Consider the following 18,805-nt stretch of genomic DNA (forward strand, 5'->3'; position numbering starts at 1 on the left):
CCGCGCATTATAGGGAACATGCACCAAGGTTCCTACCGTTGCGCGTCCGGCGGCTATGCTATAGTTCGCGCCCTCATTTTTATCCCCGATGTGTTACCCGCCCACCATGACCAAACGTGAAGCTCCAATCTACAAGGTGATTTTCCTCAATCAGGGCCAGGTGTACGAAATGTACGCCAAGCAGATCTATCAAAGTGATCTGTGGGGCTTCCTGGAAGTGGAAGAGTTCGTCTTTGGCGAGCGCACGCAAGTGGTCGTCGATCCGAGCGAAGAGAAGCTCAAGGCTCAGTTCGAAGGCGTTGTGCGCAGTTTTGTGCCGATGCATTCGATCGTGCGCATCGACGAGGTCGAGCGCCTCGGCACACCGAAAATCAGTGAAGCCCGCGGCGCGGTAGGCAATGTCATGCCGTTTCCGATGCCGATGCCTGAGAAGTAAGCCGCGGATTGGTTGGCTAGAGAGGGCTTGTTTTGGCTGGTGGTGCTTGTTGTGGCGAGGGAGCTTTTGTGGCGAGGGGGCTTGCCCCCGTTGGGCTGCGAAGCGGCCCCTGAATCAGCCACCGCCACCTTCCAGACAAACCGCGTGTGCTGACTTTACGACTGCTGCGCAGCCGAACGGGGGCAAGCCCCCTCGCCACAAAGCCCTCGCCACAGTCAAGGCAGTGGCGAAAACGGCGTACGCCCATCGGCGCTCTGCAATTCCATCAGGTATTTACGGAAAATTTGCCCCAGCACCTGGGTAGCGACTTCCAGATCTTCGCGGGGCATTTTTTCGGCGACTTCGTCGGCGGTGTCCAGCGCCTCTTCGGCGCCGTTGACCGCGGCCATTTTCAGCACGATATACGCCTGAACGTTATTGGCCGGTACGCCTTCACCGTGGAAGAACATGGTGCCAAGTTTGAATTGCGCCTGGGCGTGGCCTTGCAGCGAGGCCTTTTCGAAGTAGCTCAGGGCTTTATTGAGGTCGCGCGGCGCGTTTTTGCCGTCGTAGTAGAACTCACCCAACTCGTATTGCGCTTGCGCATCCCCTTCATCCGACGCTTTCTGACAGGCGGCGAGCGCTTGCGTCAGGTCTTGCGGCTGAGTATTGAGGGTGCAGCGACCCATCGCCGGGATCAACAACGAGTTGCCGCCTGCTTGTGCGAGCGCGAGCAGGGGCTGAAGGAGCAACAGGCAGCCCAATGCAAGGGTGCGGCCGGTGCGGTTCATGGGAATCGACTTACCTCTGAGGGGCGCGTGGATCCATCGAGGGATCCAATAAGCGCGCATTATGAAATAAGCAGGGCCAACCTTACAAAGTCTTTACTCGTTTTTCTGCTGCACGGGGAATATATCGCCCACTTTGCGGGGGAATATTGGCAGATGAGTAGGAAAAAGGGCGCGAATGTAGGTGAAAGCTGACGCTGGCAATCGCCAACGTCAGCGTTGCAGCTTTATTTCAATGCGGCGAATGCACGCTCGGCGGCGTCCAGTGTCAGTTTCAACTCGGTTTCGCCGTGGGCGATCGAGGTGAAGCCGGCTTCGAAGGCGCTTGGCGCCAGGTACACGCCGCCTTCCAGCATCAGGTGGAAGAAACGCCCGAACAGGCCGGCATCACTGGCCATCACGTCATCGAAGGTCACGATGTCGTCGGCGCCGCTGAAGTACAGGCCGAACATGCCGCCGGCCTGAGTGGTCACGAACGGAATACCGGCGGCGTCGGCGCGCTGCTGCAGGCCATCGAGCAGACGGCTGGTGTAATCGCTCAGCTCGGCGTGGAAACCAGGACGACTGATCAGGCGCAGCGTGGTCAGGCCCGCCGCCATCGCCAGCGGGTTACCCGACAACGTGCCGGCCTGGTAGACCGGCCCCAGTGGTGCGATTTGCTCCATGATCTTGCGTTTGCCGCCGAAGCAGCCAACCGGCATGCCGCCACCGATGATCTTGCCGAAGGTGCTCAGGTCCGGCGTGACGCCGTAGTGGGCTTGGGCGCCACCGAGGGCGACACGGAAACCGGTCATCACTTCGTCGAAAATCAGCACCACGCCGTGCTTGTCGCACAGGGTCCGCAGGCCTTCGAGGAAGCCCGGTGCCGGCGGTACGCAGTTCATGTTGCCGGCCACGGGCTCGACGATGATGCAGGCCACGTCCTGGCCGACTTCGGCGAGCATGGTTGCTACCGCGTCGATATCGTTGAACGGCAGGGTCAGGGTGTGTTTGGCGAACGCCGCCGGTACACCTGCCGAACTCGGTACGCCTTGGGTCAAGGCGCCGGAACCGGCCTTGACCAGCAGGCTGTCGGAGTGGCCGTGGTAGCAGCCTTCGAACTTGATGATGCTGTCACGGCCGGTAAAGCCACGGGCCAGGCGGATGGCGCTCATGGTCGCTTCGGTGCCGGAGCTGACCATGCGCACCATCTCCATCGACGGCACGATCGAGCAGACCAGATCGGCCATTTCGGTTTCCATCGCGGTCGGGGCGCCGTAGGACAGGCCGTGTTCCAGCTGTTTGCGCACCGCGTCCAGCACGTCCGGATGGCTGTGGCCGAGAATCATCGGCCCCCAGGAACCGACGTAATCCACATAACGCTTGTCATCTTCGTCGGTGACGTAGGCGCCTTCGGCGTGTTTGAAGAACAGCGGCGTGCCGCCAACACTCTTGAACGCACGAACAGGCGAGTTCACGCCTCCGGGAATGTGTTTTTGGGCATTGGCAAACAGGGTTTCGGAACGAGACATGATCGGGCTCTCAAAAAATCAGGATTTGAACAATTCGTTAAAGGCGCGGGCGCGGCGTGTCACTTCAGCCGTGTTGTCGGCGCCAAACAGGCCATGCACCACCGCCAGCAAGTCGACCCCGTGGGCCACCAGTGGCGCAGCGTTGTCCAGCGTGATGCCGCCGATCGCGCAGATCGGCAGATGCAATTTGCTGCGGGCCTGATCAAGCAGTTCGAGGCTGCAGGCCGGTGCGCCGGGCTTGGTGTTGGAATTGAAGAAGCGGCCAAAGGCGACGTAACTGGCGCCTTCTTTGGCGGCTTGTTCGGCGAGTTCGAGTTGCGCGTGGCAGGTCGAACCGATGATTGCCTGACGACCGAGCAGTGCGCGAACCGGCATCAGCGGGCCATCGGTCTGACCCAGGTGCACGCCGACATTCAGGCGCGCGGCCAGTTCGGCGTCATCGTTGATGATCAGCCGGGTTTTGTAACGTTCGCACAGATCGCGCAGGGCTTCGGCTTCGCGCAGGCGGCGGGCCTCATCGCTGCTCTTGTCACGGTATTGCAGCAGGGTGACGCCGCCTTCGAGCGCCGCCTCCACGTACGAAAGAAATTTACCGGCCAGTAACTGGCTGTCGGTAATGGCGTACAGGCCACGTAGTTTCATCGGACAAGCCTCATGGCGTTACGAACAGAAGTCCAGTGGCAAGCGGCGCGGTACGAACTGGCCTTTGCCCAGCTGCTCCGCATCACGCAAGGTGCGCCAAGTGTAGTCAAGCGCGCTCTTTACGGCACTGGCGAGGTGTTCGCCCTGGGCCAGGCGGCCGGCGAGGGCGCTGGCCAGCGTGCAACCGGAACCGTGATAACTGCCGGGCAGGCGCTGGCAGGTAAAGGTTTCGCGGCGACCGTCGCGGCTGTACAGGCGATTGTGTATTTCGTGTTCGTCGCCATGACCGCCGGTGATCAGCAGGTGTTTGACGAATGGCAGAAGTTTTTCAGCGCACTCGTCCGCGGTGCCTTCGGGCAGTTCGGCGAGAATGCGAGCTTCGGGAAGGTTGGGGGTGGCAATGATCGACAGCGGCAACAGGCGTTCGCGCATGGCGTAGCCGACTTCGTCCTTGCCCAGTCGTCCACCGCCGCCGGCACGCAGCACCGGGTCGCAGACCACCGGCAAATGCGGGTGCGCTGAAAGCAGTTCGACTACGGTGTCGACCATTTCCAGGGAACCGAGCATGCCCAGTTTGACGGCGGCGACTTCGGAGTCATTGAGCACGGCGTTGGCCTGGGCCAACACCCACTCGCGATCGAGAACGCGGAAGTCAGTGACGTTGACGGTGTCTTGCACGGTCAGGGCGGTGACGGCCGGAGCCGCATGACAACCCTGAGCGAGCAGGGCTTCGATATCTGCCTGCAAGCCGGCGCCACCACTAGGGTCGTGGCCGGAGAGACAGAGGACAACGGGGCGAGAGCTGTAGATATTCATGGTGCGCGAGCTTACCACCAAACATGTTTTTTCGGGTGTTGTGGCAGCCATCGCGGCCGATACATTGTGGCGAGGGGGCTTGCCCCCGTTCGGCTGCGAAGCAGTCGTAAACCTGCCGACGCGGTGTTCCAGACAGAAGGCAAAGGGGGCGCTTCGCACCCCTACGGGGGCAAGCCCCCTCGCCACAAGGAATCGCTATGCACTGAGGCATTTTCACTACCTGACCAAGCCAACAGCTCTAACTCAATGTATAGAGCTGGAACGCTTGTTCTAGAGCCTTTTCAGGAAAAATTTCAATGGTGCTCAATGGCCAGCAACGGCTATGCTAGAGTGGATCCAAACCAATAACAGGTAATACCGGTTTTACGTCTGCTCAAAAGGAATGGGGGGCTTCCTGACAGAACCGGACAGGCTACGCTGGGGCTTAAATGCGCTATTTGCTGATGTTGCTGTTGTGCTTGCCCCTCCTGGCGAGCGCCGTCGAATTCGACGAGTTCACCCAGAGCCTTCCCCTGGGCCGAACGATGCAGGTTTATGAAGACGCGGGCGGTCAGGCGACCATCGCCGATGTCCGTGCGCAAGCGGCGGCCGGGCAGTTCAAGCCTCATGATAAAGCCACTCTGAACGCCGGTTATTCGCGTTCGGCGTTCTGGCTGAAAATCGACCTGCAGTACCGCCCGACCAACCCGTCGGCGCAACGGGCCTGGTTGCTGGAACTGGCTTATCCGCCCCTCGATCACCTTGATCTGTATTTGCCCGATGCTGGCGGTGACTATCAATTGGTCCGACAGACCGGCGATGCGTTGCCGTTCGCCACTCGCCAGATCCGCCAGAACAACTATCTGTTTGGTCTGAACTTTGCGCCTGAGCAGGCGCAAACCGTGTATTTGCGCCTGCAAAGCCAAGGCTCGGTTCAGGCGCCCGTCACGTTGTGGTCGAGCACCGCTTACCTCGAAGAGCAGCCGGTCCGGCTCTATGTGCTGGGGCTGATTTACGGTGTGTTGCTGGGGATGCTGGTCTACAACCTGTTCATCTTTCTCAGCGTGCGCGACACCAGCTACCTCTATTACATCGTCTATATCGCCTCGTTCGGCTTGTATCAGCTGTCGGTGAATGGCGCGGCCGTGGAGTATTTCTGGCCCGACAATCCGTGGTGGGCCAACGCTGCGACGCCGTTCTTCATCGGCTGTTCAGGATTGTTCGGCAGCCAGTTCGCCCGCAGCTTTTTGCAGACGGCCACCCACAGTCGCTGGCTCGACCGTTTGCTGCTGGCGTTGATTGCGTTCAGTGCGCTGGTGGTCGGGTTGTCATTGATGACCAATTACGCCCTGGCCCTGCGTCTGGCGACGTTGCTGGCGTTGGTCTTTACGGTGGTGATTTTCGCCGCCGGGATTTTCGCCTGGTGGCGTGGCCTGCGGGTCGCGCGGTATTTCATCATTGCCTGGTCGGCGTTCCTGCTCGGTGGTGTGGTCAACACCCTGATGGTGCTGGGTTATTTGCCCAACGTATTCCTGACCATGTACGCCAGCCAGATCGGCTCGGCGATCGAAGTGGCGCTGCTGTCCCTGGCCCTGGCCGATCGCATCAACGCCATGCGTGAGCAACAGGCGCAAACGCTGTTTGATGCCGGCCAGAAACTCGAAGTGTTGAACCAGCAACTGGCTCACAGCAACAAGCTCAAGGACGAATTCCTCGCCACCCTGACCCACGAACTGCGCACGCCCATGAATGGTGTGATCGGTTCGCTGGAGTTGATGCAGACCGTCGAGATGAACCCTGAGCTGGAGCAATATCAACAAACGGCCGCCGGTTCGGCGCGGGACATGATGCGCATGGTCAACGGCATCCTCACCCTGACCGAATTGCAGGCCGGCAAGCTCAAGGTCTATCCGGACACCTTCAGTTTGCGCGGTGTGGTCGAGGCCTTGCGTCTGCAGTTCGATGGCAATGCGTCGAGCAAGTCGCTGGACTTCAAGGTCGAGGTGACATCCGGGCTGCCGGATCGTTTGCACGGCGACAGCGGCAAGCTGACGCAATGCCTGGAATGCCTGCTGGATAACGCGATCAAATTCACCCGGATCGGCGGATTGGCGCTGCGGGTGACGGGTAAACCGGTAGCGCCCGATCGGCTGGCGCTGTCCTTTGCGGTGATCGATACCGGCATTGGCTTCACCGATTTGGATGAGGCAACGCTGTATCAACGCTTTTTTCAGGTCGACGGCTCGATGACCCGTGAATACGGTGGTTTGGGTGTTGGCCTGGCCATTTGTCGGCAACTGGTCGAATTGCTCGGCGGGCGCCTGAGCCATCGCTCGGAACCGGGTCGCGGCAGTCGCTTTCAACTGGACGTCGAGTTCGAGCTGCCGTTGCCGGTGGTGGAATCTGCGCCCGCAATCACCCGGCAAACCACCGGCCTGCGTTTGCCTCAGGACTGCACGGTGTTGCTGGTCGATGACAACAGCATCAATCAATTGGTGATGCGTGGCATGTTGCTCAAGCTAGGGTTCCGCGTGCGCACAGCTGACAGCGGCGTCGCTGCGCTCGATCTCTTGCAGCGTGAAACCGTTGATGCGGCGCTGCTCGACTGTCAGCTGCCGCCACTGGACGGTGTCTCGATCGGCTGCCGAATCCGCGCCTTGTCAGGTTGCGCCGAATTACCCGTGTTCATGATTGCCCTGAGTGCGGACCGGGCCTATTGCCCGAGCGACACCGTGGTCGATTACCTGAGCAAACCGGTGAAATTCGAAGATTTGCAGGCGGCGCTCTATCGGCGGGTGCTCTGTCCGGGGCAAGGCGAAAGCGCCGACAGTTAGGCAGATATGCCACTTTGTTCAACCTCGGGGCGGTGCTTAACTGAAAGTCCCTTGGCTGACCAAAGGAGCCCCGTCATGAACCTGCATCAGTTCGCCGAAACCCACGAAGTCACCAATCAGCCGCCGTCGCTGGACGGCGCCAACCTCTATCGCATCGACCTGCCTTTGCAGGAGTGGTCGCGGCGTTTCGATGCCGGTTGGGCCGAGTCGCGAATTGACGCTTATGGCGTATTGGCCGGCGGGCCGCTGATGGAGGCGGGGTTTGCGGCCAATCAGAACAAACCGGTGTTCGTCAGTCATGACCGTTACGGCCATCGCATCGACCTGGTGGAGTTTCATCCCGCCTACCACGAATTGATGCGCACGGCGGTGGAGCATGGCCTGACAGGTTTGCCCTGGACCGACCCGCAACCGGGCGCCCACGTTGCCCGCGCGTCCATGACCTATTTGCACAGTCAGGCTGAAGCCGGCAGCGGTTGCCCGTTGACCATGACCTTCGCCAGTGTCCCGGCGATGCGCCTGCAAGCGGATCTGGCCAAACAATGGCTGCCGAAAATCCTCGCCACCGAATACGACCCGCGCAACGTCGGCATGGCCCACAAGGCCGGGGTCACCATCGGCATGGCCATGACCGAGAAACAGGGCGGCACCGATGTTCGGGCCAACACCACCAAGGCGTATCCGGTCGGTGCCAGCGGTCCCGGTCAGGCGTATGAACTGGTGGGCCATAAGTGGTTCTGCTCGGCGCCGATGTGCGACGCCTTCTTGACCTTGGCCCAGACCGACAAAGGCTTGACCTGTTTCCTGCTGCCGCGTCATCGCCCGGACGACTCACGCAATCAGTTCTACATACAGCGGCTGAAGAACAAACTCGGCAACTGGTCCAACGCCTCCAGCGAGGTGGAGTTCCGCGGCGCACTGGCCTGGATGGTCGGCGAAGAGGGCCGGGGCGTTCCGACCATCATCGAAATGGTCGCCATGACCCGCTTCGATTGCATGGTCGGCTCCAGTGCGCTGATGCGTCAGGCGCTGACCCAGGCCAGCCATCACTGCGCCTATCGCAAGGTCGCAGGCAAATTGCTCAGTGAGCAACCCTTGATGCAAAACGTGCTGGCCGACCTGGCCCTGGAAAGCGAAGCGGCGTTGGCTTTGAGTTTGCGCATGGGCCGGGCGCTGGATCATCTGGATGACGATCACGAAGCGAAATTCGCCCGACTGGTGACGGCGGTGGGCAAGTACTGGATCTGCAAACGCGCGCCCGCGATGATCAATGAGGCTGCCGAATGCATGGGCGGCGCCGGTTATGTCGAAGAAAGCATCCTGCCGCGTCTGTACCGTGAGGCCCCGGTCAACTCGACGTGGGAAGGTTCCGGCAACGTGCAATGCCTCGACGTATTGCGCGCATTGTCGAAAGAGCCGGGTGTGCTTGATGTGCTGTTCAGCGAGTTGGGCGACGGTCATGGCGACAAACGCCTGGCCGCACACATCAGCCAATTGCAGGCGGCGTTCAAGGACACCGACGACATTCAATACCGTGCCCGCCAACTCACCGAAGACATTGCCTTGGGGCTTCAGGCCAAGCTATTGCTGGAGGCGGGTAATGCGGCGGTCAGTGATGCTTTTATCGCCAGCCGTCTGGGTTCAGCCGGTCGGGTGTATGGAACATTGCCGCGCGGGCTGGAAGTGGAAGCAATTGTTGCCCGGTCGACGCCGCAAGGTTTCTGACCACAATTTGATCGACAGCACTGAAACCTGTGGGAGCGGGCTTGCCCGCGATAGCGGTTATACATTCAACAGAGATGTTGGCTGATAGACCGCTATCGCGGGCAAGCCCGCTCCCACAGGGTTTATCTGTGTCTCAGAATTGATGTGCAGCCAACACGCCACTGTTCCCGTGAAGCGATGATGCAGGCAAGATGAAGGTCTGCAAGTCAGAACACAGGAAGCTGATCGTGACCGAAGCGTTTATTGTCGTTCAAACCGCCGAGCAAGCCGTGGATCGGCTTGCTGCCTTGCACGAGCGTGCAACCACCGCGCTGAATCAGGCGCTCAAGCGTTATCTCAAGGATCGCGTCGAACCGGACGCTGAACAGCGGGCTCTGTTTCGTTATCCCGAGTTGCGTCTGACCTACCTTTGCCAGGGCGAAGTCCCACAGACCACTCGCGCCTATGCCAAGGTTCAATTGCCGGGGACCTACAGTGTCACCGTCACTCATCCGGCAGCCTTCCGTAAGTACCTGCTTGAACAACTCGTCCCGTTGATGCACGACTTCACCGTGACCGTGGAAGTCGGCGTCAGCCAGCAGAACATTCCTTATCCGTACGTGGTCGAGCAGGGCGATGAGCTGGCCGGTTCCGGCGTTACGGCGGCGGTGCTGGCGCGAGTGTTCCCGAGTACGGATTTGTCGGCCGCCACCGATGGCATCGCCGATGGCTTGTACGACTGGGAAAACACCGACCCGTTGCCACTGGCCCTGTTCGACGCCGCGCGAGTGGACTTCTCCCTGCGCCGACTGGTGCATTACACCGGCAGCGACTGGCGCCATGTGCAGCCGTGGATTCTGCTGACCAACTACCACCGCTACGTCGACCAGTTCATCGTTCATGGCCTGGAGCAACTGCGCAACGATCCGCGTTTTGTGCGCATGGTGTTGCCCGGCAACGTGATCATCGAAAAGAGCATGGACCATGGCGAAGCGTCGGCGATTGCCGCGGGCGTGGTCTGGCACCGTTACCAGATGCCGGCCTATCACCTGATCGCCAGCGACGGCCATGGCGTGACCCTGGTGAACATTGGCGTCGGCCCGTCCAACGCCAAGAACATCACCGACCACCTGGCGGTGCTGCGTCCGCATTGCTGGCTGATGATCGGCCACTGTGGCGGCTTGCGTCAGTCGCAGACCATTGGCGACTACGTGTTGGCCCACGCTTACATGCGTCGCGACGGGATTCTCGACCGGGTTGTGCCGCCGAACATTCCGATTCCGGCCCTGGCTGAAGTGCAGATGGCGTTGCAGCAAGCGGCGGCCAACATCACCGGTGAGAAGGGCGACGAGCTGAAGAAGCGCCTGCGCACCGGCACCGTGCTGACCTATGACGACCGTAACTGGGAACTGCGCTGGGCGCAGGAGCGTCCGCTGATCAACCTGTCCCGCGCCGTGGCGGTGGACATGGAAAGCGGCACCATCGCCGCGCAGGGTTACCGCTTGCGGGTACCATACGGCACGTTGCTCTGCGTATCGGATAAACCGTTGCACAGCGAAATCAAACTGCCGGGTTCGGCCAACGCCTTCTATGAACGCGCGGTCAGCCAGCACTTGAAGATCGGCATCGAAGCGGTGGATCTGTTGCGCACCGAGCTCAACTCGCTGCACTCGCGCAAACTGCGCAGCTTCGACGAGCCGCCGTTCCGCTGATTGTTCTCATGGTCATTTGACGGTTGGGGCACTAGCATTGGCAGCCCTGACCGTTAGATGTTCTTTTCGCCATGCCTCGTCCACCTCGTCCCGTCTCTCGCCGCCCTGGCGCGAACAACCCGCAATCAGCCCCGCGCCGTGTCGCCAAAGCGCCGCCGGCCGAGCCGAAGCTGATTCTGTTCAACAAACCTTTCGATGTGCTGACGCAGTTCAGCGACGGCGAAGGGCGGGCGACGCTCAAGGACTTCATCGAGATTCCGGGAATCTACCCGGCAGGGCGGCTGGACCGCGACAGCGAAGGCTTGCTGTTGCTAACCAACGACGGCCAGCTTCAGGCGCGAATTGCCGACCCGAAACACAAACTGGCCAAGACTTACTGGGTGCAAGTGGAAGGTGAGCCAACCGCCGAGCAGTTGCAGCGATTGCGCGATGGCGTCGAGCTGAACGACGGTATGACGTTGCCGGCCGAAGCGCGACAATTGGATGAGCCGCAACTGTGGCCGCGCAACCCGCCAGTGCGCTTTCGTAAAAGCGTGCCGACCAGTTGGCTGGAACTGGTGATTCGCGAAGGCCGCAACCGTCAGGTACGGCGCATGACCGCGGCGGTCGGTTTGCCGACGTTGCGTCTGGTGCGGGTCAGAATCGGTGACTGGTCGATCGAAGGGCTCGATCAGGGCCAGTGGAAGGAAGTGCCGGCGCGCTTATAGAGTGCCGGATTCGATCAGGCCGATGACCACGCTTTTGATCACGAACGCGGCCACGCCCAGCCCCAGTACGAAGAACAAAATGAACGAGCCAAAGCGTCCGGCCTTGGACTTCTTCGCCAGATCCCAGACGATGAAACCCATGAAAATGATCAGGATGCTGACCAGTCCAGTCATCATCCACTCTTCGAGTACTGCAGGATCCATTGAACATCTCCAGCGTGGGCGGGGCTAAAAGGCGCTGGAGTATACGCCATGGGGCATTGGCGGGGCATTGACCTGCGGCAGTGTGCCGCACTGTGGCGAGGGGGCTTGCCCCCGTTGGGTTGCGAAGCAGCCCCAAAACCAGCCAATGAGTTGTACCTGACACACCGCGTTGTCTGATTTTACGACCGCTGCGCGGCCGAACGGGGGCAAGCCCCCTCGCCACAAAGGCATTCTCAGCTGCGCAGATGAGTGAGCGGCAACTCGGTGCTGTTGAGCACCTGGTTCAACACAAAACTCGACCGCACACTCGTCACCCCTTCAATCCGGGTGAGATGCCCCAGCAGCAGTTTCTGATAGTGATCCATGTCCGGCACCACTACCTTGAGCTGATAGTCCGCATCCATCCCCGTCACCAAACTGCATTCCAGCACCTGCGGCAAGGTGCGAATGGCGGCTTCGAAGTTCTCGAACCGCTCGGGTGTATGGCGGTCCATGCCGATCAGCACGTAGGCGGTCAGGCTCAGGCCGAGCATCTTGCGGTCCAGCAGGGCGACCTGGCGGGTGATGTAACCGTCGTCTTCCAGCTGCTTGACCCGCCGCGAGCAAGGCGAAGGCGACAGGCCGATGCGTTCGGCCAGCTCCTGATTGGAGATGCGCGCGTCGCGCTGTAATTCCGCCAAAATGCTCAGGTCGTATCGGTCGAGTTTGCTCATCAATCAGGCCTTTGTCATAACTATTGCGGCGGATTATCTATCCTGAGTTAAAAATTGCGCAAGTGATGTTTATTTGAGCAATATTCGCAATCCTCTGCCGGTGCTCCGGGCCTATTCTTATCACCAGAATCACTGCTCGGACAAACAGTCCAGTGCGGCTCGCCCAATCAGGCCAGCTGCGGTCGCCACCCCCACCGGGGATGTGTTGACCCCCGAGCTACACACTGTCCAGAAGACGGCGTGAGGTGAGCCGACGTCATAAGCGTCGAGCACGGACGAAGTTCTCAAAGGGAGGCCGACGGGTCTCCCTTTTTTATTGCCCGTGTCCCGTCCTGAAACAGGTGTAAACCTATTTCAGGACTAGACACCGGAATTTATGGGCGACCCTCAATAAATAAGTTGCGTGACTGATAACCTGTTGCAGAACCGGCCTGTGCTTTCCCAGTCTTACGTACAGGCCCTAACCCGCAGTGAGGAAAAGCATGAAGTCGCGCATCTGGCGTTTGGCCGGTGTTGGTTTGCTATGTGTGAGTGTCACTGCGCAATCGCTGGCCGATGAGCCGCAAATCCGTGGGCCTGATGGCGGCCAACGCGGGCCGGATCATCAGGGCAAAGGTCAGGGTCATGACGGTAACAATCAGCCACGCCGGCAGAACAACGAAATCATTCGTGGCGACAACAGCCGTCAGTTCGAGCTCCACGACCAGAATCAGGGCGGCGAGCGGCAAAACCGGCCCTCGCACGATCCCAATACTCAGGGTGGCCAGTGGCAGAACCGTGTACAGCACGACTCCAACGTTCAGGAGCGACCGCCGCAACAACCCAGTAACAATCTGCCGATCCAGGGCCGGCCCGATACTGTGCGCCAGACCCAGGAACCCCGGCGTGGCTACTATCAGGACGAACCGCGGCGCAACAATGACTACCAGCGCTGGCAGACTGGCGGTCAGGGCTCACGTCAGGATGATCGTCGCTGGCCCGGTCGCCCGGATGGGCACGGCAATGGCTGGGGCCCCGGCCCGCAGTATCGTCCGGGGTACGTGATCGACCGCTTCCCGGAGCGCAACTACCGCGTGCCGTATCGTGGCCAGGATTATTTCTATTCCGGTGGTTATTGGTATCGTCCGCAAGGCCCGCGTTACGTGGTGGTTCAGCCGCCTCGCGGGATTCGGGTCAGCTATTTGCCCGATTACGCGCGTGAAGTGTGGATCGGCGGTGCGCTGTTGTTCCTCGCGGCCGGCGCGTATTACGCCTATCAGGAGAGCACTCGGGATTACGTCGTGGTCGAACCGCCCGTGCAGCCGCAACCGATGGGCAATGGTTATGACGTGGTGGCGTATCCGGCTAATGGCCAGTCGCCGGAGGAGGTCAGTCGGGACGGTTACGAGTGTTATCGCTGGGCTGTGCAGCAGAGCGGCTTCGATCCGCGTGCCGTCACCTATCAACCGGCCCCGTCGGTGGTGCAAGTCTACCGACAGGCCCAAGGCAACTGCCTGAGCAGTCGCGGTTATCAGGTGAGTTACTGAGCCCTGGCGGTTTTCACCACTTCCTGCGGGTCGGCGTGCACCAGCACTTCGGCTCGCGGGTAAGCGGCCTGAATTGCATCGGCGGCTTGATCGCTGATGCCGTGGGCGACTGACAGCGTCAGCTCTCCCGGCAACTCCAGATGCAATTGCACAAACCACTGGTTGCCGGAGATTCGTGTGCGCAGATCGTGGGCGCCCAAAACCCCCGGCACGCTGCAGGCCAGTTCAAGCATGTGCTGGCTGACACCCGGCGGCAGCTCTTCATCCATCAGCACGGCAAAACTCTCCCGGGCGATATGAATGGCGCTCCAGAGGATGTAGGCGGCGATCCCCAATCCGAACCAGGGGTCGACTTGATGCCAACCAAGCCCGGCCAGCACCAGCGCCACCAGAATGCTGCCGTTGAGCAGCAAGTCTGAGCGGTAATGCAAGGAGTCGGCACTCACGACGTTAGAACCGGTTGCCTTGATCACCCGATGTTGCAACATCAGCAGGGCCACGGTCAGGGCGAGGGAAAACACAATCACCCCGATGCTGAGCCACGCGGCGCTTACCGGCTCCGGATGCTTCAATCGCTCGATCGCCTGCAACGCAATCAGCACCGCACTGCCGCCAATGAACAGTGCCTGAGCCATGCCCGCCAATGATTCGGCCTTGCCGTGCCCGTAACGATGATCGTCGTCGGCGGGGCGTAAGGCGTAATGTACGGCCAGCAGGTTGAGCAGCGAGCTGACGCCATCGAGTGCTGAGTCGGTCAGCCCGGCGAGCATGCTCACCGAGCCGCTCAGCCACCAGGCGATGGCTTTGGCCACGATCAACGTGCACGCCACCGCCACCGAGGCGCGCGTCGCCAGCCGCAGCAGGCGGGCGTGTTCGGTACTGGTGGTCATAAGTGCGGCTTTTCCTTTTTGGTGCACCAATTACGCGGCCGGTTGCAGGCCGAACATGGCCAGTTGTTGGGTGCTGCCCTTGTGCTGGATCAGACGTGGATCGTCCAGCGGGAAGCTGCGGCCCAGTTCACTTTCCAGAATAGTCTGCAACTTGTGGTTATCGACCTTGCCGTCGGCGCCGATGGCTTCCTTGAGTTTTTCCGGGGCCACCTGAGCAGTGCGGCCCGGTTCGAAGTAAATGGCGCCCGTGGCGAAGTCCACCGCAAAGGCGATCAGGCCTGGGATGATGTAAAACAGCAGGCCCACGGCATCCAGCGCGGCGATGGCCGGGTCGATCTTGCCGTCAATCTGACCGCGACGATCCGGATAGAAAATCGTGCCGCAGGCGGTCATTTGGGTCAGCAAGGACGCGATCAATACACCGCCGATCAAGCGAAAGGGAGTACGCATGTGAAATCTCCTGGGCCATCTGAAAACGAAGGGACGTCTGTATGAATTAGGACCGCGACAAACGCCGAGCAGTTCGCCGTTATACTCGGCCCTCTGTTTGGGAGCCAGCATGATTTCTTTGCCGATTGATGAAGTTTTACCCGCCCTGCGTGAAGCCCTCGCTACACGCCACGAAGCCGTGCTCGAAGCTCCGCCCGGCGCTGGTAAAACTACCCGCGTGCCCTTGGCCTTGCTCGATGAGCCGTGGTTGGCCGGGCAGACCATTCTGATGCTCGAACCGCGCCGATTGGCAGCGCGGGCGGCGGCGGAGCGGTTGGCCAGTGAACTGGGCGAGAAGGTCGGCAAAACCGTTGGCTATCGCATTCGTCTCGACAGCAAAGTCGGCCCCAATACCCGCATCGAAGTGGTCACCGAAGGCATTCTCACTCGGCGCTTGCAAGACGACCCGGCGCTGGAAGGCGTGGGCTTGTTGATCTTCGACGAGTTCCACGAGCGCAGTCTCGACGCCGATCTGGCGTTGGCCCTGAGCCTCAATGGCCGTGAGTTGTTTCGCGACGACCAACCGCTGAAAATTCTATTGATGTCGGCAACCCTGGAAGGTGAACGCCTGGCCGGGTTGCTCGATGATGCGCCAATCCTGCGCAGCGAAGGTCGCATGTACCCGGTGGCGATGCGTTGGGGCCGACCGTTTCAGTCAGGTGAATTTATCGAGCCAAGGGTGGTGCAGACCATTCTCGACGCGCTGAACGATGAGACCGGCAGCCTGCTGGTGTTCCTGCCGGGGCAGGCGGAAATTCGTCGGGTGCATCAACAACTCGCCGATGCGCTGGGCGATAGCACACAGGTACTGCTCTGCCCGTTGCACGGTGAATTGGACCTCGCCGCCCAACGCGCCGCGATCGATCCGGCGCCCGCCGGCAAACGCAAAGTGGTGCTGGCCACCAACATTGCCGAGACCAGCCTGACCATCAACGGAGTGCGCGTGGTGATCGATGCCGGGCTGGCGCGAGTGCCGCGTTTCGACCCCGGCAGCGGCATGACTCGCCTGGATACTCAGCGCATTTCCAAAGCCAGCGCCACGCAGCGCGCAGGTCGGGCAGGGCGTTTGGAGCCCGGCGTGTGTTATCGCCTGTGGTCGCAGGATCAGCATGAACAACTGGCGGCTTACGCCAGTGCGGAAATTCTCTCGGCGGACCTTGCCGGGCTGGCCTTGCAACTGGGTCGTTGGGGCGTGACGCCGGGTCAGTTGGTTTGGCTCGATGTCCCGCCCGCAGCGGCTTATGCACAGGCTCAGGATCTGCTTGAGCGTTTGGGCGCGCTGGAGGGCGAAGCGCTGACCCGTCACGGTCAGGCCATGGCCGAACTACCGGCCCATCCACGGATCGCTCATTTGCTGTTGCGTGGTCAGGCGCTTGGTCTCGCCGACATGGCCTGCGATGTCGCGGCACTGCTCGGTGAACGGGATATTTTGCGTGGCGCCGGGGCGGATCTGCACAGCCGACTGGTGCTGTTGTCCGGCGAAGAGCGGGCCGCACGAGGCGCTCAGGGTGGTGTTCAACGGGCCCGGCAACTGGCGCGGCAGTATCGCGGTTACCTGCGGGGCAAAGCGTCGGAACCGGTCGGCGATCCGGATCATCCTCGCTGGCTCGGTGCGCTGTTGGCGTTGGCCTATCCCGACCGCGTTGCCCAGCAGCGTCGTGCCGGTGGCGCGGAGTATCGTTTGGCCAACGGTCGCGCAGCGCTGTTCGCCGAAGCCGACAGTTTGATGAAACAACCGTGGCTGGTGATCGCCGATCTGGGCAGTCGTCAGGGCCAGCGTGAAGAACGGATTTATCTGGCGACGGATTTCGATCCGGCGTTGTTCGATTCGGTGTTGGCCGAGCAGGTGCGTTGCGTCGATCAACTGGATTGGGATGAGCGCGAAGGCGTGCTGCGGGCCGAGCGTCAGCGCAAGGTCGGCGAATTGATCCTCAGCCGCGAACCGCTGACCGGGCTCGATGAAAGCGCTCGCAGTCAGGCGTTGGTGAGTCTGGTGCGGCGTAAAGGCCTGGAGCTGTTGCCCTGGACGCCAGAGCTGCGTCAGTGGCAGGCGCGGGTTGCGTTGTTGCGTCAGTTGGATCTCGGCAGTAAGGAGCAGAGTGAATGGCCGGATGTCAGCGATGCGGCGTTGCTCAAAAGCCTCGAGCATTGGCTGATGCCGTATCTGGGCAAGGTCTCGCGACTTAGTCACTTCGCCAATCTGGACCTGTCGAGCATCGTTCATAACTTGTTGCCGTGGCCGCTGCCACAACGGCTCGAAGAGCTGGCACCGCATCATTTGAGCGTGCCCTCGGGCTCTTCGATTCGTCTGGATTACAGCGAACAGCCGCCGATTCTGGCGGTGCGTTTGCAGGAGCTGTTCGGCTTGGCCGAAACCCCGCGAATCGCCGGTGGCCGGCAAGTGGTCAAGCTGCACCTCCTGTCCCCGGCACGCCGGCCGGTGCAGGTGACGCAGGACCTGGCGAACTTCTGGCGCAGCACCTACGCCGAGGTGAAGAAGGATTTGAAGGGGCGTTATCCGAAACACTACTGGCCGGATGATCCACTGGTGGCCGAGGCGACGGCGCGGATCAAACCGCGTAAGTAGTCAGTGGCATCGGCGGTGCGGCATTCGCGAGCAAGCCCGCTCCCACATGAGATCTTCAGTGAATACAGCATTTGTGTACCACCGAAAACCAGTGTGGGAGCGGGCTTGCTCGCGAAGCTTTTGACCTAAGGCGCGGCCGGCAACAGAAACCGCGCAATGACCGGCAAGTGATCGGAAATCCGCAAGGTATCGTCCTGCCTCACCCGCGCCTCGACCCGTTTGAGGTGCGGGCTGTAAAACAGGTAGTCGACGGTCCGGTCCGGGCCGTTCAAGCCCGGATCATTCGGGTAATGGGTCAGCCATTGCGCCCGATCGATACCGCTGGCTTCGTTGTTGGTGGGGACCATCGGGTATTTATCCCACAGCACATGCAGCGCGCTGTCGGCGGAGTAGGGCGTGCGTTGCTCGGTGGGCAGGCGTCGATACTGGCCCAACGGCAACAGGTTGAAGTCGCCGCCGATCAACCACGGCGTGCCGCGGCTTTCGTATTTGTCGAGGACCTTGGCCACGGCTGTCACCTGACGTTGCAAGGTTTCGTCGAGCGGGGGCGTGGCACGTTCCAGATGGGTATTGAACACGGCCATTTGGCCGCCATTACTCAATGGCAGGTGAGTGACCAGCAAGGCGTTTTTCGGCTTGAACTGACGGCTGATGAAATTGGCCGGTGCGACCGGTAATTGCAGGCGTTCGGCGTGTTCGATCTGGTAGCGGCTCAGGGTTGCCAATTGCCGGCCAACGCTGCCGTAGATGGGCGGTTCAGGCACGAAGTCGGCTTTCCAGTCGAAGGCCTGCGCACTGCATGGGTACAGATCGGTGACTCGATCCTGCAGCAATTTGAACTGGTTCTGGTAGTCGCTGGCCTTGGCACCGTCATCGAGTTCCTGCAACAGCACGATGTCCGGCTGCTCGTCGCGAATCACCCGCGCCACTTCGTCGAGGCTGAAGGCCATGTCTTCAGGCGTAGGGCTCTCGTCGTTCCCTGCGGCCAGATCGTTCCAGAAAACGTAGCGCTTGCCTGCCAGGTACTGGACGTTCCAGGTCATCACCTTCAGCGCCTGGCCGGGCACCAGCGTCGGCGCCTGGGCATTGCAAATGACCGGTAGCGCTTCCTTGGCTTCGGGGCGCCAGGTGAGGCTGTAGATCAGCAATGCAATCAGGCCAATGGCAATCAGCATGCACAGCAGGGTGTAGCGCAGTAGACGGGGCATGGCTCGGCTTATAGCGTTACAAAAGAGGGGCCCGAGCATAACCGAGCGCAAACGGCATGCCCATCAATTAGCCGCGACAC

At 60.9% G+C, this 18,805-nt stretch carries 16 protein-coding genes; 7 read left to right on the forward strand and 9 right to left on the reverse strand.

The window, feature by feature from the left end; genetic code table 11:
- Positions 1–106 precede the first annotated feature (106 nt).
- Positions 107–436, forward strand: coding sequence for a DUF1820 family protein (locus ACZ9IM_RS22090; RefSeq protein ID WP_007894425.1), 330 nt, complete (start codon positions 107–109; stop codon positions 434–436).
- A gap of 215 nt (positions 437–651) precedes the next feature.
- On the opposite strand, the gene ACZ9IM_RS22095 is transcribed toward ACZ9IM_RS22090, so the two are convergent.
- The 4 genes from ACZ9IM_RS22095 to ACZ9IM_RS22110 form a co-directional block, all read right to left on the reverse strand.
- Positions 652–1,206, reverse strand: coding sequence for a tetratricopeptide repeat protein (locus tag ACZ9IM_RS22095; protein ID WP_007894427.1), 555 nt, complete (start codon positions 1,204–1,206; stop codon positions 652–654).
- A 224-nt stretch (positions 1,207–1,430) separates the two neighbouring features.
- The gene (gene hemL, locus ACZ9IM_RS22100) at positions 1,431–2,714 is read right to left on the reverse strand and encodes a glutamate-1-semialdehyde 2,1-aminomutase (RefSeq protein ID WP_007894429.1); all 1,284 of its coding nucleotides are present in this window, start codon (positions 2,712–2,714) and stop codon (positions 1,431–1,433) included.
- 18 nt (positions 2,715–2,732) lie between these two features.
- The gene (gene thiE / locus ACZ9IM_RS22105; protein ID WP_427627969.1) at positions 2,733–3,356 is read right to left on the reverse strand and encodes a thiamine phosphate synthase; all 624 of its coding nucleotides are present in this window, start codon (positions 3,354–3,356) and stop codon (positions 2,733–2,735) included.
- Between the two features lie 18 nt (positions 3,357–3,374).
- On the reverse strand, positions 3,375–4,172 hold the full coding sequence (locus ACZ9IM_RS22110) for a hydroxymethylpyrimidine/phosphomethylpyrimidine kinase (RefSeq protein ID WP_008012635.1): 798 nt from the start codon (positions 4,170–4,172) through the stop codon (positions 3,375–3,377).
- A 428-nt stretch (positions 4,173–4,600) separates the two neighbouring features.
- On the opposite strand from ACZ9IM_RS22110, the gene ACZ9IM_RS22115 reads away from it, so the two are divergent.
- The 4 genes from ACZ9IM_RS22115 to ACZ9IM_RS22130 all read left to right on the forward strand — a co-directional run bounded on the left by ACZ9IM_RS22115 (position 4,601) and on the right by ACZ9IM_RS22130 (position 11,108).
- Positions 4,601–6,985: a 7TM diverse intracellular signaling domain-containing protein gene (locus tag ACZ9IM_RS22115; RefSeq protein WP_476224944.1), complete on the forward strand. Its 2,385-nt coding sequence runs from the start codon at positions 4,601–4,603 to the stop codon at positions 6,983–6,985.
- A 75-nt stretch (positions 6,986–7,060) separates the two neighbouring features.
- Entirely contained in the window at positions 7,061–8,710 is a 1,650-nt protein-coding gene (locus ACZ9IM_RS22120) for an acyl-CoA dehydrogenase family protein (RefSeq protein ID WP_476224945.1), read from the forward strand.
- Between the two features lie 191 nt (positions 8,711–8,901).
- Positions 8,902–10,401, forward strand: a complete 1,500-nt coding sequence (amn, locus tag ACZ9IM_RS22125; protein WP_367373065.1) for an AMP nucleosidase — start codon at positions 8,902–8,904, stop codon at positions 10,399–10,401.
- Between the two features lie 71 nt (positions 10,402–10,472).
- On the forward strand, positions 10,473–11,108 hold the full coding sequence (locus ACZ9IM_RS22130; RefSeq protein WP_476224946.1) for a pseudouridine synthase: 636 nt from the start codon (positions 10,473–10,475) through the stop codon (positions 11,106–11,108).
- On the opposite strand, the gene ACZ9IM_RS22135 is transcribed toward ACZ9IM_RS22130, so the two are convergent.
- The gene (locus ACZ9IM_RS22135; protein WP_007894445.1) at positions 11,103–11,312 is read right to left on the reverse strand and encodes a DUF2788 domain-containing protein; all 210 of its coding nucleotides are present in this window, start codon (positions 11,310–11,312) and stop codon (positions 11,103–11,105) included. The genes ACZ9IM_RS22130 and ACZ9IM_RS22135 overlap by 6 nt on opposite strands.
- Positions 11,313–11,545: 233 nt before the next feature.
- The gene (locus tag ACZ9IM_RS22140; RefSeq protein WP_007894448.1) at positions 11,546–12,025 is read right to left on the reverse strand and encodes an Lrp/AsnC family transcriptional regulator; all 480 of its coding nucleotides are present in this window, start codon (positions 12,023–12,025) and stop codon (positions 11,546–11,548) included.
- Positions 12,026–12,507: 482 nt separating this feature from the next.
- On the opposite strand from ACZ9IM_RS22140, the gene ACZ9IM_RS22145 reads away from it, so the two are divergent.
- Positions 12,508–13,551, forward strand: coding sequence for a DUF6515 family protein (locus tag ACZ9IM_RS22145; RefSeq protein ID WP_427628168.1), 1,044 nt, complete (start codon positions 12,508–12,510; stop codon positions 13,549–13,551).
- Here the strand turns inward: ACZ9IM_RS22145 and ACZ9IM_RS22150 are convergent.
- Positions 13,545–14,441: a cation diffusion facilitator family transporter gene (locus tag ACZ9IM_RS22150; protein ID WP_427628166.1), complete on the reverse strand. Its 897-nt coding sequence runs from the start codon at positions 14,439–14,441 to the stop codon at positions 13,545–13,547. The two genes, ACZ9IM_RS22145 and ACZ9IM_RS22150, sit on opposite strands and share 7 nt — an antisense overlap.
- A gap of 30 nt (positions 14,442–14,471) precedes the next feature.
- On the reverse strand, positions 14,472–14,891 hold the full coding sequence (locus tag ACZ9IM_RS22155; RefSeq protein WP_427628165.1) for a polyribonucleotide nucleotidyltransferase: 420 nt from the start codon (positions 14,889–14,891) through the stop codon (positions 14,472–14,474).
- A gap of 109 nt (positions 14,892–15,000) precedes the next feature.
- Between ACZ9IM_RS22155 and hrpB the strand changes: the two genes are divergently transcribed.
- Positions 15,001–17,517 (forward strand): ATP-dependent helicase HrpB, encoded by a 2,517-nt coding sequence (hrpB, locus tag ACZ9IM_RS22160; RefSeq protein ID WP_476224947.1) that lies wholly within the window; start codon positions 15,001–15,003, stop codon positions 17,515–17,517.
- Between the two features lie 125 nt (positions 17,518–17,642).
- On the opposite strand, the gene ACZ9IM_RS22165 is transcribed toward hrpB, so the two are convergent.
- Positions 17,643–18,725 (reverse strand): endonuclease/exonuclease/phosphatase family protein, encoded by a 1,083-nt coding sequence (locus tag ACZ9IM_RS22165; RefSeq protein ID WP_476224948.1) that lies wholly within the window; start codon positions 18,723–18,725, stop codon positions 17,643–17,645.
- Between the last annotated feature and the right edge of the window lie 80 nt (positions 18,726–18,805).

Source organism: Pseudomonas sp. TE12508, assembly GCF_056279485.1.